Source organism: Paenibacillus sp. Z3-2, from assembly GCF_054161325.1.
Window position 1 is genome coordinate 3,036,024 of the sequence record NZ_CP096397.1, and the last position, 16,499, is coordinate 3,052,522.

Annotated in this window: 12 protein-coding genes; 10 read left to right on the forward strand and 2 right to left on the reverse strand. The window is 45.5% G+C overall.

The genetic code is table 11. From position 1 onward, the window contains the following. Positions 1-4 precede the first annotated feature (4 nt). The 5 genes from M1D71_RS13645 (at position 5) to M1D71_RS13665 (ending at position 7,619) form a co-directional block, all read left to right on the forward strand. Positions 5-1,354 carry an NtaA/DmoA family FMN-dependent monooxygenase gene (locus M1D71_RS13645; protein ID WP_458126901.1) on the forward strand — a complete coding sequence of 450 codons (1,350 nt, stop codon included), beginning with the start codon at positions 5-7 and terminating at the stop codon, positions 1,352-1,354. 14 nt (positions 1,355-1,368) lie between these two features. Then, the gene (gene nfsA / locus M1D71_RS13650; protein ID WP_458126902.1) at positions 1,369-2,109 is read left to right on the forward strand and encodes an oxygen-insensitive NADPH nitroreductase; all 741 of its coding nucleotides are present in this window, start codon (positions 1,369-1,371) and stop codon (positions 2,107-2,109) included. 94 nt (positions 2,110-2,203) lie between these two features. After that, positions 2,204-2,629, forward strand: a complete 426-nt coding sequence (locus M1D71_RS13655; RefSeq protein ID WP_458126903.1) for a MarR family winged helix-turn-helix transcriptional regulator — start codon at positions 2,204-2,206, stop codon at positions 2,627-2,629. A gap of 290 nt (positions 2,630-2,919) precedes the next feature. Next, a complete protein-coding gene (locus M1D71_RS13660; protein WP_458126904.1) occupies positions 2,920-5,238 on the forward strand; it encodes a glycoside hydrolase family 95 protein in 2,319 nt (772 codons plus the stop codon). A gap of 119 nt (positions 5,239-5,357) precedes the next feature. Next, positions 5,358-7,619 carry a glycoside hydrolase family 3 N-terminal domain-containing protein gene (locus M1D71_RS13665; RefSeq protein ID WP_458126905.1) on the forward strand — a complete coding sequence of 754 codons (2,262 nt, stop codon included), beginning with the start codon at positions 5,358-5,360 and terminating at the stop codon, positions 7,617-7,619. A 97-nt stretch (positions 7,620-7,716) separates the two neighbouring features. On the opposite strand, the gene M1D71_RS13670 is transcribed toward M1D71_RS13665, so the two are convergent. Next, positions 7,717-8,361: a TetR/AcrR family transcriptional regulator gene (locus tag M1D71_RS13670; RefSeq protein WP_458126906.1), complete on the reverse strand. Its 645-nt coding sequence runs from the start codon at positions 8,359-8,361 to the stop codon at positions 7,717-7,719. Continuing rightward, positions 8,354-9,556 (reverse strand): MFS transporter, encoded by a 1,203-nt coding sequence (locus M1D71_RS13675; RefSeq protein WP_458126907.1) that lies wholly within the window; start codon positions 9,554-9,556, stop codon positions 8,354-8,356. The genes M1D71_RS13670 and M1D71_RS13675 overlap by 8 nt, the downstream gene beginning before the upstream one ends. 150 nt (positions 9,557-9,706) lie before the next feature. Here M1D71_RS13675 and M1D71_RS13680 point away from each other — a divergent pair, with 150 nt between their 5' ends. From M1D71_RS13680 to cydC, 5 genes are all read left to right on the forward strand, one after another. Next, positions 9,707-10,129 (forward strand): DUF3237 domain-containing protein, encoded by a 423-nt coding sequence (locus M1D71_RS13680; RefSeq protein ID WP_458126908.1) that lies wholly within the window; start codon positions 9,707-9,709, stop codon positions 10,127-10,129. Positions 10,130-10,536: 407 nt separating this feature from the next. Then, the gene (locus tag M1D71_RS13685) at positions 10,537-11,901 is read left to right on the forward strand and encodes a cytochrome ubiquinol oxidase subunit I (protein WP_458126909.1); all 1,365 of its coding nucleotides are present in this window, start codon (positions 10,537-10,539) and stop codon (positions 11,899-11,901) included. Next, positions 11,901-12,914 (forward strand): cytochrome d ubiquinol oxidase subunit II, encoded by a 1,014-nt coding sequence (locus M1D71_RS13690; protein ID WP_458126910.1) that lies wholly within the window; start codon positions 11,901-11,903, stop codon positions 12,912-12,914. Before M1D71_RS13685 ends, M1D71_RS13690 begins: the two co-directional genes overlap by 1 nt. Positions 12,915-12,967: 53 nt before the next feature. Further along, positions 12,968-14,755: a thiol reductant ABC exporter subunit CydD gene (gene cydD / locus M1D71_RS13695; RefSeq protein ID WP_458127239.1), complete on the forward strand. Its 1,788-nt coding sequence runs from the start codon at positions 12,968-12,970 to the stop codon at positions 14,753-14,755. After that, positions 14,752-16,479 carry a thiol reductant ABC exporter subunit CydC gene (gene cydC / locus M1D71_RS13700; RefSeq protein WP_458126911.1) on the forward strand — a complete coding sequence of 576 codons (1,728 nt, stop codon included), beginning with the start codon at positions 14,752-14,754 and terminating at the stop codon, positions 16,477-16,479. Before cydD ends, cydC begins: the two co-directional genes overlap by 4 nt. The last annotated feature ends 20 nt before the right edge of the window (positions 16,480-16,499 follow it).

Genomic DNA, 16,499 nt, shown 5'->3' on the forward strand with positions numbered 1-16,499 from the left:
CGTTATGAGTAAAAGAAGTGAGATGCAACTGGCACTACAGATGGTTTCGGGATATGGAGCAGAATTCAGTGCGTGGAGAATGCCGGGGACAGATCCCGGTGCTTATACGAACACGGATAGTTATGTGGAACGAGCCAAATTGGCCGAAAAAGGGAAATTTCATATGATTTTCATCGCTGATACACCAGCACTAACCGTTAACTTAGGTCCTCAGACACCTATGTTCCCTATGGATCCGATGCTGGCACTGATGGCAGTAGCTAGAGAGACCACGCACATTGGACTAGTTGCTACGCTATCTACGACATTTAATTATCCCTACAACATTGCACGTCAGTTCAAAGCACTGGATGTAATCAGTCATGGACGTGTGGGATGGAATGCGGTTACCACATCCGATCCTGTAGCAGCGGCAAACTTTGGGGCACGGGTAGCAAGTCGCCAGGAACGCTACGACAGAGCACATGAAAACATTCAGATTGTTCAGTCCTTATGGGGAAGTTGGGAATCAGATGCTTGGACGTTAGATGTGGAGGGAGGGGAATTTGCGGATATGAACAAAATCCGACCTATTAACCTTCAAGGTCAATATTACGCATCTCGTGGTCCTCTGCCGATTCCTCCATCCGAGCAAGGACAGCCGGTTATTTTCCAAGCTGGAGGAGGAAGTGAGGGACTTGAGTTGGCGGGGAAATACGCTTCAGGTGTGTATGCTAATCCATATGACATAGAGTCCGCTCGTGAGCACAGACAAGCCATTCAACAAAGTGCTATTCGTTTCGGTCGAAACCCGGATGATATTAAAATGTTTGCAGGTTTTATGTTTTCTCTGGCTGCTACGGAAGAAGAAGCGTTGGAACGTCGAAAACAGCTCATGAGTTTTAATCCTGAGGAGATACCCAATCGGGTAAGTTACCTTGGTTCCATGATCGGTATACCGCTCTCGGTAAACTCGGTAGATATTGATAAACCATTAGCACCAAACTTGTTGAAAAATGCATATGCCAACCCAATGGACCCCCGTTCCGCAAGGGCTTTGAAGTTACTTTTAGAAGGATTAACGATTCGCGAGGTTCTGGCCCATGGCGTTATTAACTATCACCCAGTGGTTGCGGGTACCCCCGTACAAGTTGCTGATTTCTTGGAAGAATGGTTTTTGGCAGGTGCATGTGATGGATTCTCAGTGGTACCGGATATATCTTTTGACGGAGTTGCCGATTTTGTCACCATGGTTGTCCCCATTTTGCAGGAACGCGGTCTGTTTCATAGAGAGTATGAAGGGAAAACACTACGCGAGAATATGGGTGTTCCTTATGAATATGGAATGCGGGAAAATGAAATAACCAATAGATAGAGGAGAGGGCTTTTATGAATAACACACTCGAATTGCTTCATAACCATACATCGTATCGTTCTTACACATCTCAACCTCTGACTGCGGAACAACGAGATGCAATCTTTCAGGCAGCGAATCAAACTTCATCGTTCAGTCTTCTGCAGGCTGTATCCATTATTCGCATCACAGATCCAGTTCTTCGAAAAAAAGTCAGACATCTGTGTGTCGATCAACCCTATATTGAAGAAGCGGCAGAATTCTGGATCTTCTGTGCAGATTTCAACCGAAATCATGAAATCGCTCCGGATGTGGATATTGAATATATTGAATTTCTGTTGATTGGTTCATTCGATGCCGGCCTGATGGCACAAAATGCGTTAACCGCGGCCGAATCGATGGGACTTGGCGGGGTGTTCATTGGTGGGGTCAGAGCCAATATTAGCGAACTATCTGACGTATTGAATTTACCTAAATATGTTATCCCTCTGGTGGGTTTATGTATCGGTAATCCAGCTGGAGATAAGCCGGAACTGAAACCACGGCTCCCTCAATCCATGGTATTGCTTGATAATCAATACCAACCAATGGATCAAGAGAAATTAACAATCTATGATGAGACCATGCTGAAGTATTATGAAAATCGTCCGACGAGAGCTCCTTTCACCGTAAAAAAAGTAAAAGGATGGAGTGACCATATCCAGGATCACCTCGAGAGAAGTATTCAGCCGCAAATGATGCCCTATTTGAACAAGCAAGGTTTTGCCAAAAAATAACTCTTAAGGACGACACTAAGGTGAATTGACACCTATATCTCTCCATGATACATTTAGTCTGCTAAATAATTCGGATGCTAGGGAGGGATCGTTCATGACAGATGCAGTAGATTGTGATATTCGACAGTCCTTAGATCGAATTTCCTCCCAAATGCGTCGAAATTATAGTGAATCTCTTCGGGAACTTAATCTCTATGTAGGACAAGATAATTTGTTGTATCGGTTGTGGTTGGGTGATGGGGTAACACAGATGCAATTAAGTGAACATATGAAATGCGAACCACCAACGGTTACGAACATGGTCAAATCACTGGAGCAGAACGGATTTATATATCGTAAACGTGATGTACAAGATGCAAGAATCATGCGTATCTTTCTAACCGATAAGGGCAAAGAATTAGAAAAACCGGTTGAGCATAAATGGAGAGAGCAGCAAGAGAAATTACTTCAATCCATTTCTTCGGAAGATCGGCTGATATTGAGGCAATTAATGCAACAAATGGAACGAAATATCCTTTAACTTGAGCCAAGTTTCAAGATAACTAAATGAAATGAACGAGACAGAGTCGCTATTATAGCGGCTTTTTTTATTTGCCAATACCTTTACTTCCTTAAACAGAACAAGAACTTGTACTGGCAGTTTCGGAATTTACGATTAAATACCTCTAATGCTGGGATAGGATTGTGATAATTCAAGTTAATTTTGTTCATTTAGATGTTCATGAGATTACAGTACACTGAAACAACATACAAACGGAACATACTACACACCAAAAATTTGAGGAATTATAATTCGTTGGAGGGTTTAACGTGAAGACCAAAAACATCTGGTTTAATCAACCTGCTGGAACATGGGAAGAGGCATTACCTATCGGAAATGGAACTCTTGGAGGCATGATTTTTGGGAAAACACAGCTCGAAAGAATTCAGCTTAATGAAGATAGTCTGTGGTATGGTGGTCCGATGCAGCGGAATAATCCTCAAGCACTTGAATCTTTATCTCAGATCAGAAGCCTGATTTTTGACGGCAAGATTAGTGAAGCAGAAGAACTCGCAGCAGTTACTCTGGTAGGTGTTCCTGACGGGCAAAGACATTATGAGCCATTAGGGGATTTGTACATCGCTATGGATCATAGTGAACAAGAACCGAATGAATATCAAAGACATCTCGATCTGGAACAAGGCAAGGTAAACGTGAATTATATGGCAGATCAATCCATATACAGCCGTGATTATTTTGCCAGCTACCCGGATCAAGTACTCGTTGTTCATCTCAACTCTAGCGTGCCTGGACAGTTATCTTTCTCCACTATTTTTGGCAGGGGAACTGTCCTGGAATCAACACGATATTCCGATATTCTTAAGCATCCTGTTGGTTTCCAATCCTATCTGGACCGAATCGAGAAGTATGGAACGAATAATTTGATTATCCGAGGAAGAAGTGGGGGAGAAGAAGGAATTCGATTTTTTTGCGCGATTCGCCTTATATCTGAAGGAGGACAGGTTCACTATTCAAGCGGTCAGCTTTCTCTGAAGAATGGTAATTCAGCAACAATTCTAATCTCGGCTTGCACGGATTTCCGAGTACCCAAGGGACAACTTGAAGCGGAGTGCCTCCGCAGAATTGAGGCTGCTTCAGCGAAGCCATATAGCGAACTGCTGGCGGGTCATGTCTCGGACTATCAGTCCTTATTCAAAAAGATGGATATACATCTCGAAGATGAAAATAAAGATGTTATATGTTCCGAACTTCCAATCGATCAGCGCCTTGAACGGCTTAGAGCTGGTAAGCATGATCCGGAACTGATGAGTCTATACTTTCAATTTGGTCGCTATCTGCTTATCTCAAGCAGCCGACCAGGTTCTTTACCGGCAAATCTTCAAGGGATATGGAATAAAGACATGCTCCCTATATGGGATAGCAAATATACAATTAATATTAATACACAGATGAACTACTGGCCTGCAGAAAGCTGCAATCTGTCTGAATGTCACGTTCCATTGTTTGATTTTATAGATCGACTGCAAGTCCGAGGAAAGGAAACCGCTAGCATGATGTATGGATGCAAGGGGTTCGTTGCTCATCACAATTCGGATATCTGGGCAGACGCTGCTCCGCAGGATGTATGCATGACATCGACGTTTTGGACCATGGGAGGAGCATGGCTCTCATTACATCTGTGGGACCACTACGAATACAATAAGGATGTTGAGTTTCTCAAAAAAGTTTACTCCACGATGAAGGATGCGGCTATGTTTATTCTGGATTATCTAATAGAGGATCCTTCCGGCAATTGGGTGATATGTCCTTCGTCCTCACCGGAAAATCGCTATATATTAGAAAATGGAGAGTCGGGGGCTTTATGTTTTGGGGCTTCAATGGACAATCAGATTATTAGAGAACTCTTCACACGTTGCATTGAAAGTACCCGGATCTTGCAAGAAGATGATGAATTCGGAGAAGTACTCCGTAGTGCTTTGACCAAAATACCGGAGACCTGCATTGGAAAACATGGTCAGATCCAAGAGTGGAGTAACGATTATGATGAATCGGAACCTGGTCACAGACATATTTCCCATTTATTCGCTTTGCATCCTGGAACGCAAATTACGTTGCAATCTACGCCTGAACTGGCTAAGGCAGCTCACGTAACACTCGACAGAAGATTGGAACACGGTGGTGGACACACAGGATGGAGCAGGGCGTGGATTCTCAACATGTGGGCACGATTAGAGGAATCGGAACTTGCACACGATAACATCGTGGAACTTCTACGTTCCTCCACGTTACCCAATCTGTTCTGTGACCATCCTCCATTTCAAATTGACGGGAACTTTGGAGGTACTGCAGGCATAGCAGAGATGCTTCTCCAGAGCCATAACGGAGTAGTCAGATTGTTACCTGCTTTGCCGGCAGCATGGCCAAAAGGATATATTCATGGTATTCGGGCTCGTGGCGGATTTGAAATAGATCTGGAATGGGAAAATGGTCGTCTGTTAAATACCAGAATTCGCTCTATTGCAGAATCAAGAGTAACCGTATCCTATCAGAACCAAAAGATAGAATTGACCTTTCCTGGCCCCAATTCAATAATTGAATTGAAAGGATACGACTGGAGTAGGGCATAAAAAGTTACCTAATCCAGCAAGCTATACTTTTCATAGTTATATTAATACTCAAAAAAAGCGCAACAAACGATATCGTAGCAGCGTCTATTCATCCATAGAATACAACAGGAGTGAAACAAATGCATGTAAAATGGATGACGATTATAGGTGGTGTTCTCGGCTCCATGCTTATAGGGGCGGCGAGTGCAGCTGCGGAAGAACGTTTTGTCGATCTGCAGCACTCCAAATGGGCTGAGGATGGCATTGAGTACATGGCGAAGCGTGGAACAGTAGCGGGATATGGCAACAGAATATTCAAGCCTGAGGCACAGGTGACGAGGGCACAAGCCGTCACTTTTATGGTTCGGGAGCTATATCCAGATCAGCTTCAAAAAGAAGTAGAAGGCACGATATATGCGGATGTCCCAACTACACACCCCTTCCATCGAGAGATCGCAATAGCAGCTAAAAATGGACTTGCGAGTGGTTTCCCTAACGGGACCTTCCGGCCGGATGCGCCGCTTAGCCGCGCAGAGACTGCGGCGTTCCTTACACGCGCATATTCACTAGCGGAAGGTAATGAACCCGCAAGATGGACAGATACGGATATGCATTGGGCAGCAGCACCCATTCTTATCATGAGTTCCAATGGTTTGGTCGGCGGTTATTCGGATGCTACTTTTCGTCCAAATCAATCTGTCACGCGAGCTGAATATGCCGTATTTATGGCGCGAGTGATTCGTTTCGAACGTGAAGGCGCCATTCGTACACAAGATTGGGACAAACTGATATCCTATATGACGGTAAGCGAGCAAGTCGGCCAGATGCTTATGCCTGATATTAGGCAATGGAACGGTAAAGCGACGACGACCGTTAATGATGGATTGAAACGCACTATCCATGATCAAGACTTGGGCGGACTCATTCTTTTCGATAAAAATATTGTAGACGTGAAACAGCTTACAACCTTTACACACCATCTGCAAAGGGAAGCCGGCGACATTCCTCTATTTCTTAGCATCGACCAAGAAGGAGGCGTGATTAAGCGCATTCCAGGTGGGACGAATCTGCCGGGTCAAATGGCACTTGGTGCAACCGGAGACACAGCACTGGCCGAAGCGGCCGGTCAGCTGACAGGGGAGGAACTGAAGGCACTGGGGCTGCAGATCAACTTTGCTCCGGTGCTTGACATCAACAGCAATCCAGACAATCCCATCATTGGCATCCGATCATTTGGCTCAAATGCAGATTTGGTGTCCGGACTTGGTCTCGCAACAATACAGGGCTTACAGCAATCCGGGGTGATGGCGGCAGTTAAGCATTTTCCGGGGCACGGAGATACGAAGGTAGACTCCCATCTCGGAATGCCGGTACTAACTCATAATCGCGAGCGGCTTGATGCGGTAGAATTGAAACCGTTTCGGGCTGCGATTGAAAATGGGGTAGAGATGATTATGACCGCGCATATTGCTTTCCCTGCCATAGATAACGAGCATGTCACTTCGCTCAAAGACGGAGAACCTGTGCCGATCCCGGCTACCTTATCGAAAAAGGTACTGACCGGACTGCTTCGCGGAGAGCTGGGATATGAAGGTCTTATCATTTCGGATGCTTTTACCATGAATGCAATTGCGGAGCATTTTGGGGAGAATAAATCGGTAGAACGCGCCGTTTCCGCAGGAGTTGATATCATCCTTATGCCGAAAGATTCAGCAACCGCTCATCAATCGCTGGTGAACGCGGTGAACAATGGAATTATCGCGGATGAAACCATACATGCATCCGTGAAGAGAATATTGGAGATGAAATCGAAATATGGTTTGTTTGAACGCAGCGAGTCGCTTTCACACAAGCTAGCTCAGCTTAATGGTATCATCGGATCGAAGGAGCATCGAGCAGTGGAACGGACAATCGCTGAGCGAGCAGTCACTGTACTCAATAGCCGCGAAGGTGTGCTTCCTGATCCAATTAAGCAAGGCGACCGGGTTGTTATTGTCGCAGCCGAGCAGGAACAGGCAAAACAGCTTGAGAAGCAACTGTTGCAAGCCGCTAATAACCTGTCGTTAAAGACGGAAATATCACTTGTTGGACAAGGCAAAACGAATGAAATGCTTCAGGCAATTAGCAAAGCCAATTACGTCATTCTAGCTTCTTACCAATTCCGTAATGTGGCCAGCCAGTTTGGATGGAGCGATTATCAAACCTTGATTAATATGATGAACAAGAGTAATCAGCGATACACGCTGTTGTCACTCGGTAACCCTTACGAAACGATCTATTTGAAGGACGTGCGCTCTGGGATTGCTGTGTATGGAAAGCAGGAGCCGAATACGTCTGCCGGGATCAAAGTATTGCTTGGCCAACTGAAGCCTGAAGGAAAGTTACCCGTACAAACGGATTAAATGATAAATAAATGAAGAAAAAAACGGATTCCATATACGGGATCCGTTTTTTATTTCAATTATTGATTTCACTGATCCATGTACATAGATGCTAACCTCACTCGGATATTTCCTCGCTACAGACAAAATGAAGCAGCATCTTCACAAACTGCTCCCTGATCCGCGTATCCATTGCATTGGATTTCGACGGATCGATCTTAACGATCCTCTGTAGCATACCCATCATTGTTGTGAAGATGAATTGAGCAAGCTCGAGTGGAGGGGACGGATTCTTGATACTGCCGTCAGCAACGCCTGTAGTTAAAGCATGCAAGAGAAAATGGTCTTCTTTCCCTTGCTGGTTGAATCGTTCGTACTGTTCTCTTAATTCAGGACTAAAATCATACATCTCATAGTTGATATCAAATAATTGAATAAATCGGATGTAGTCTGGATGATCCTGGGCAAACACAACCCATGCATTCAACATGACCGTGAGTTGTTCTCGCCCGTTCATGTCCTTCGTTGATATACGACTAACCTCATCTGTTAAATGTTCAATCAGTTGCATCTGAATGGCTAGAAGAAGCTCATCCATAGACTGAAAATGTTTGTAGAAGGTCACTCTGCTAAGTTCAGCTTTAGTGCACACATCCTTAATCTTCACCTGGAGCAATCCATATTTCAAAAAAAGTTCCTTACCTGCTTCAATCAAATCATCACGATGTTTATTTCTCAATTGTTGATGCCAGTTTTCATTCACTTGTATACCGTTGTCCTTTCTTCGAACGAAATGCGTTCAAGGTCAGTCCGAGAGAAGCGAGCAGCATAATTGCACCAAAAATATACGGGAAGTTTATGTTTTTGTCAAACAATAGCCCTGCGATCAGCGGACCAATTACCGTTCCGAGACTGGAGAATGTGGTGTTCAGACCCGATGCATAACCTTGCCGATCTCCTGCATTCTTGGATATTAACGTGCTGACCGAAGGCCGCAAAAACGAATTAAAGGCAAAGAATAACGCAGAAGCGAACAACAGAAACACAAGGTTGACCTTAATTAACATTAACAATAAAGCTATAGGTGTGATTATTAAGGAGAGACGGATCAGCTTAACTTCACCGATTCTCTGTACGAACCAATCCAAAAGCCAGATTTGCACAACGATACCGATAATCGCACCCAAGGTAATAATGATGGAGATCGTCGCAGCGTTGAATCCGTATTTTTGCTCTGCAAAAAGAGCGAATACCGTCTCATAACTCATGAGGCCAAAGGTCATGACGAGCAACACAATCAAGTATTTGAAATAGGGGACTTTAAAAGAACTCCAGATCTTCTTGCCCAAGTGATCTCCTTTTTGAAGACGGATGGAGACAGTTCTTTTCTCGGGGGGAAGTGTCTCAGGCAATAGCAGCGTCATTAGTGCCGCAATCAATCCCAGACCCGCTGCGAAGAAATAGGGCATGCGAATGCCCATCTCGGCAATGAGACCGCCCAGACCAGGTCCGAGAACCATCCCCAAGTTCATAGCTGCGCCGAAATAGCCCATGCCTTTCGCACGTGTCTCTGGCGTTGTAATATCCGCGACATATGCGAGGTTGGCAGGAACCATTAAACCGAGACTGATTCCACCGATAAACCGTGCGACATAGAGGAACGGCAATGACGTCGACAGCGCAAATATGATATCTGAAATGACAGACAGAAACATTCCGGCCATGATCAACTTTTTGCGTCCAAATCGATCAGACAATTGTCCCCCCAGAGGTGAAAAGAAGAATTGAGCGGCACCGAAGGCTGCAACTAAAAATCCTGCTACTGTGCCTCCCGCATGAAAAAGCTTCAAATATTCCGGTAATATGGGGATGAGCATCCCTTGCCCCAATAAAGCGATAAACAGATTTAACATCAGAATGAACAGTGGAAAGCGAACTGATTTTGGTAATGTACTCATAGTACGTCATAATCCCCTTCATTTACATCATGTTAACCTTTACAATATGTAACCCATTTTAATGGGTTCGAAGGAGATCTGTAAATGTTTTTTTAGTGAAGCAGTCTAATGAATGGAGTTATAATTGACTTCATATGGAGGTGGGAAAGGGTGAATTTAGAAGAATTGTTCACGGTACATGTAGATATCGAGAACACATTTGAATTACAGAATAGCGAAGAACATTCGGTGGTGATGATTACTTTTTCAGGCAGCGTAACCGGAAAGTACTTTGAAGGAATCGTGCTGGGTGGAGGAGTGGATACTCAGATCATTGGGAAGAATGGGGAACCGCATACGCTATCGGCAAGATATATGCTCCAAGGAACCGACAACACAGGGCATTCCTGCAAAATCTATATCGAAAATAACGGAAATATTGATAAAAATCTCAAAACGGCCTTATTTCGCACGTCCCCCAAAATGATTACGGACAGCAAAGCCTTATCCTTTTTGAACCGTGAGACACTTGTTGGAGAAGGTTATCCAACGGAGTCTGGAGTAGACATAAAAATATACAGAAAACTGCTGTAATTGCGAAGGGGAAAAGTGAAGTGCAATAGCACGTTTACACCCAATGAATCAATAGCTCCATTGGGTGTATTTTTTGTTTTTCACCAAGTTGTCAGAAAGAGTTGATCCTTTCTTGAACGTTTAGGGTAGAACACGTGTCATGGATTGAATTAGCAAAAAATAAAGATATAATAATTTTGATTAATAGGCTTGATTAGTACTTTGAGTGCATCAATATCAGATTTTAATAGGCATCCAACTCTTGCTATAATCGGGAGACCAACAGGAGTAAACGCATTAAAGGTGTGGCAAGATATCGTCATACCTAACTTTGTGAAATTTTTCGCAACTTTGCATTGAGATTGGACGAAGCTGATATTGAATGTTACAAAATTTGAACAGAGTTTGAAGGGAGGCAGTATAACGAAATGGCTATTGATACGGTGTTATGGAGCAGGCTGGTGACCGGTTTGACGCTCGGGTTCCACGTTATTTTTGCAACGCTGGGTGTCGGTGTACCCTTGATGATCGCTATTGCAGAGTTCATCGGTATTCGGAAGAAAGATCACCATTACATACTTATGGCGAAGAGGTGGTCACGAGGGTTTGTTATTTCTGTCGCGGTTGGTGTCGTGACAGGCACAGCGATATCGCTGCAATTGGCCCTGGTATGGCCGAATTTTATGAAGCTGGCCGGGAATGTCATTGCACTGCCACTATTTATGGAAGTATTCGCGTTCTTTTTTGAAGCCATCTTCCTGGGCATTTACCTGTATACGTGGGATCGGTTCAAAAATCCTTATATCCACTGGTTGCTGACCATTCCGATTGTCGCCGGGGCAGGTATGTCTGCTGTTTTTATTACTACAGTGAACGGATTCATGAACCAGCCTGAGGGCTTTGTCATGGAAGCAGGCCAATTCATGGCAGTGAACCCCGTGCAAGCGATGTTGAATACGGCGACATTCTCCAAAGTATTCCATGTCTTAAGCTCGGCTTATCTGACAGGAGCTGCTCTGTTAGCAGGAGTAGCAGCCTTTGCGATGCTGAGAAAAGGGGTGTCGGCCTATCACAAGAAAGGCCTGAACCTCATGATGGCCGTTGTGCTGGTATTCAGTTTATTAAATTCCTTAGCTGGAGATGTATCTGCCAAGTTTTTGGCTGAGCACCAGCCAGAGAAACTCGCAGCTGCCGAGTGGCATTTCGAGACGGAAAGCGGCGCGGATTTGATTTTATTGGGATGGCTGAATGCTGAACATGAAATTATAGGCGCACTACATTTGCCGAAGGTGCTTAGCTTCCTCGCCTTTGGAGATTTTAACGCCGAGGTAACCGGACTGAACGAATTTCCACCAGATGAGCATCCACCCTTACTTGTGCATTATTTGTTCGATCTAATGGCTGGAATTGGTTTCGCTCTGCTCGCGATCTCATCCCTGTATTTCCTCTTTGTGTTCTGGAAGAAGCGCAACCAACTGAACAAGTGGATGCTGCGTATCATTGCACTGAGTGCACCGCTTGCTTTTCTGGCCGTTGAGATGGGCTGGTTCTATGCAGAGATCGGGCGGCAGCCATGGATCATCCGAGGTTATATGCGAGTAGAAGAGGCCGCTACTTCTTCACCGAGTGTAAGAATTTTATTTTTCGTCTTCTTGCTTCTATACATCGTGCTCGGCGTCATCTGTGTTCTCGTATTGAGACGTTTGTTCAATAACAATCCTGCTGACCTTGAGATGGAGAAATGGTTGAAAGAGAAGCATGATCAATCAGCCAAGAAAGGGGATCAGGCCTGATGAGTTATGAATTGATTGGTATATCGGTACTCTGGCTGTTCTTGTACGGCTATCTTATTGTAGCTTCCATTGATTTTGGAGCAGGTTTCTTCGCCTTTTATGCACGCCTGACGAAGCAGGATCACCTGATTAATCGTCTGATCTCCCGTTATTTATCACCAGTCTGGGAGATCACCAATGTATTTTTTGTCTTTTTCTATATTGGCATCGTCGGGTTTTTCCCGGATACCGCTTATTATTATGGCTCCGCGCTGCTGGTTCCGGGAAGTATTGCTGTCATTTTACTTGCCATTCGTGGTTCATTCTACGCCTTTGAGAACTATGGTTCCAAAAATAACATCGTATATCTGTTTTTATACGGTGCTACCGGGTTGCTTATTCCAGCGTCGTTGTCTGTGGCACTGACATTGTCTGAAGGTGGCTTTATTTTGAAGCAGGGAGATACCGTTTCCCTGGATTACTGGGCGTTATTTACCAACCCGTTATCATGGAGCATCGTTGGACTGGCCATCGTATCCGTATTGTTCATTAGCGGGTCATTTCTAACATTTTACGCTTCTCGGGCAGAGGATCATTCGGCATTGAAGCTGATGCGGAACTATGCTTTGTTCTGGAGCACACCGACCATTATTCTCGCGCTTACTGCATTTATATATTTGGGTCAACACAATGAGCGTCATTTTCAAAACATGATGGATTTATGGTGGCTGCTGGCGCTCTCTGTCGCATTTTTCATGGTTGCCATGTGGCTGTTATATAACGGACGCCGTTACGGTTTAGCTTTTATATGCATCATGCTGCAATTTTTCACAGCCTTTTTCGCTTACGGGATTGGGCAATATCCTTACATTCTTGATCCATACATCACCATTCAGAGTAGCGCCACATCACCTGCAATGGGCTTCGCACTCGTCGTTGTGTTTATCGGTGGTCTGTGCCTGTTAATTCCTTCTCTTATTCTGGTCTTCAAACTGTTCCTGTTTGATGCGGATTATGTGAAAGGGAAAAAATAAAGGAGGAGCGTTCTGTGAAAAGGAAAGCTAAATCCAATCTGATCTCTCAGCAAATGTCTTTACAACGAAAAAACAGGCTTTTCCTTGCGATGATTTCGCTGGCCCTTGGTGTAGCTATTGTAAGCCAGGCCACATTGGTGGCTGAAGCAGTCCAGCGAATCTTTGTAGAGAAAGCTTCCTTTTCATCCGTGTTTCTCTTACTGGGCCTATTGCTGGCTGTCATGGCTGTACGTGTACTGTTGTCGTATGGTAACGGGAAAGTGGGCTTGCATATGGCCGCCCGGGCCAAGACGAATATGCGAGCATCTGTGTTGCAGAACCTAACCCGCGCTTCCATGCCTTCAACCCTGAGTGGACAGACGGGAGGAAAGGTCAGCATTGCTCTCGATGCTGTAGATGAGGCTGACAGTTATTTCAGTCAATATATGCCTCGAATGATGGAAGCCGCGATGATCCCGATACTGATACTGGTTGTTACGTTTACGCAGCACGCCAACACAGGATACATTATGCTGTTTACGGCACCGTTTATCCCACTGTTCATGATTTTGGTGGGACTCCAGACGAAGAACAAATCAGAAGAGAAATACGCGCAGCTGGCCGAGTTTTCCGGTACATTCTTGGATTCACTTCAAGGGCTGGTTACGTTAAAAATATTCGGACGGGCTAAACGTCAGCAACAGGAGATTGAACGCAGTAGTCTGGGTTATCGTGATGCCACGATGGGCATTTTGAAGATTGCATTTACAAATACGTTTATGCTGGAATCGATCGTGATGTTAAGTATCGGTATTGTTGCGCTCGAACTTGCCATCCAGTTACTTGTTTTCAAATCGATGACCTTCCACACGGCCTTTCTCGTGTTGTTGCTTGTCCCCGAGTTCTACAGTCTGTTAAAGAATACGGGAACGGCTTTTCACAGCGGTCGTACCAGTATGGGAGCGATTCGCAAGGTGGAACAGATGCTTGCGGACACAAGTGTCACAAGTATGCCAACTGAACATGAGAACGCTGAGAAGGCTACACATACCCGTGATACTAATGATCTAATGGTGCAGCAGACTGGGGTACATGCCCCTCGTACGGAGTTGATTCCAATGCCACCAACCATTGAACTGGATCATGTCCGGTTCCAGTATGCACCTGATTCCTTTGGACTTGAGACAGGCCAGATCTCGCTTGGACCGGGAGAACAGATCGCTATTGTAGGCAAAAGTGGTTCAGGTAAAACAACGCTGCTTCATCTCATTGCCGGTTTGCTGAAACCTGATTCGGGAGCGGTTTTGGTTAACGGAAGCCAGCTTTCGTCATACGATGAGGCTGCATGGTTCGAGCGTGTTAGCTACATTACACAGCATCCGTATATTTTTGCAGGTACATTTGCTGAAAATATTGCGATAGGCGCGGGTCGAAACGTCTCCAGAGTTGAAATTGAACAGGCGGCAGAGGAAGCAGGTCTTGCTGGCGTTGTCGCTCAATTGCAGCAGGGATTAGACACGTTTGTTGGTGAAGGTGGCAGAGGGCTATCTGGTGGGGAAAAGCAAAGGCTTGCTTTGGCACGTGCTTTTCTGAAGCGACCGGCCGTCATTCTGTTCGACGAACCCACGGTTGGGCTGGATCTGCACACCGAGCGGGTACTGCAACGATCCATTGCAGCGTTGGGCAAAACGGCGACGATGATTACGGTAGCTCACCGATTATACACGATTCAACATGCGGACAACATTTTGTTCATGGAGGATGGGGTATTGGTGGAGTCGGGAGATCATGAAGCGCTTCTGGCGCGCCTGCCTCAGTATGCGGAGATGGTGGATGTAGAGCGGAAAGGAGGAATAGCATGAATGAGCTGACGATTCTGTCAAAGGCGATGATTCAAGAGCGCAAAGATATTTTGCTTTCGATATTGGGCGGATTTATCGCCGGCATAGCAGGTGTAGCTCTCTTTTCCGCGAGTGGCTACATGATATCGCAAACGGTATTTGCACCACCGCTGTACACCTTAATTGTACTCACTTCCATGGTCAAACTGCTGGGTTTCCTTCGAGCGGCGAGCCGCTACGGAGAACGTTTGTATTCCCACAGGGCAACGTTCTCCATGTTGAGCCGTTTGCGGACATCCTTTTTTGCCAAACTGATTCCGGTAACGCCGGGTATCTTGAACAAAAACCGAAGCGGGGATCTGCTTGCGCGGATCGTGGGTGATGTGGAAAGCTTACAAAATTACTTTTTGCGCGTCGCATACCCACCGATCATTGTCGTGATGGTGTTTTTGGCTACCATGCTGTTCACGTCGGCCTTTTCAATCTGGATTGCGGGCTTGCTAGTATTAGGGATGCTCATTACGGCATTTGGTGTACCTGGAATTGTCTTGCTCGGCCAGCGAAAAATACATGGACGTGTTCGTCAGCAACGGGCCATGCTGTCCACGGAAGTAACTGAAGTGTTGTATGGTTTCAGGGATTTGAAAGTATACGGTCAATTGGAACAGCGCGAGCAGCAGCTTCAGCAGGCTTCAGCTGCATTGGCAACGGAACAGAAGCAAGCCGCTTCGCACTTGCTGCGCGGGCAATCCATGCACGTTTTTGTAACGTATCTCGTTACATGGGGTGTGCTGGCACTGAGCGCCTTCTTAATTGTGAATGGAGCGTTTGCCGGTGTATTCCTCGCCATGCTGATCCTGGCAACGCAGACCGTGTTCGAAGAAGCTGCGGCAATGGCTACGTTACCCTTTTATAAACAGGATAGCGAACATGCAGCCAAGCGACTGACGGAAACGGTGCCCGCCTCCGATGTACAATCTGTGCAGCCAAGTGGTGAAATGTCTGCCGACCAGGCGGTTTCGATTGAACTATCCGGTGTTAGCTTTCAATATGAAGGGGAATGGAGACCCGCGCTGAGGGAATTATCCCTGCAACTTGCAGCAGGCACCAAAACAGCAATAGTCGGGCCAAGCGGTTCAGGCAAGTCAACGATAATCGATTTGCTACTCAAGTTGTGTGTACCAACGTCTGGCGATATACGCTTAAACGATGTTCCGGTGAAGGAACTACATGAAGAGAGTATTTGGCAAAACGCGAATGTGGTGTTACAACAAAGTCATTTCTTCCGGGGAACCATCCGAGATAATCTGCTGCTGAACGGAGAAGATCATTCGGAGGAACAATTGTCGGCTGTGCTGGATAAAGTACAACTGCCCAATAAATCATTGACTGATATGGTATATGAAAAAGGGGAGAACCTGTCGGATGGCGAGAAGCAGCGGCTGGCTCTCGCACGGGCCATGCTGCGCAAAGGACGGTTATGGCTTCTGGACGAACCGACTTCTTCACTGGATTACGTCACAGAGAAACATGTGCTCCAGCATCTTCTTGCACAAGCGGCCGAAGATACAGTTCTCCTGATCTGTCACCGGCTGACCGGATTGGAAGAGATGGATCGGATTGTTGTCATGGACCAAGGCAAGATCATAGAATCGGGTTCCTTCTCCGAGTTAATGGAGCAAAAAGGTTATTTTTATGAAATGAAGCAAATAGAACGACAAATGATTGGAGACGTCGGGGTGTGAGAATCTAGCTTACTGAATCA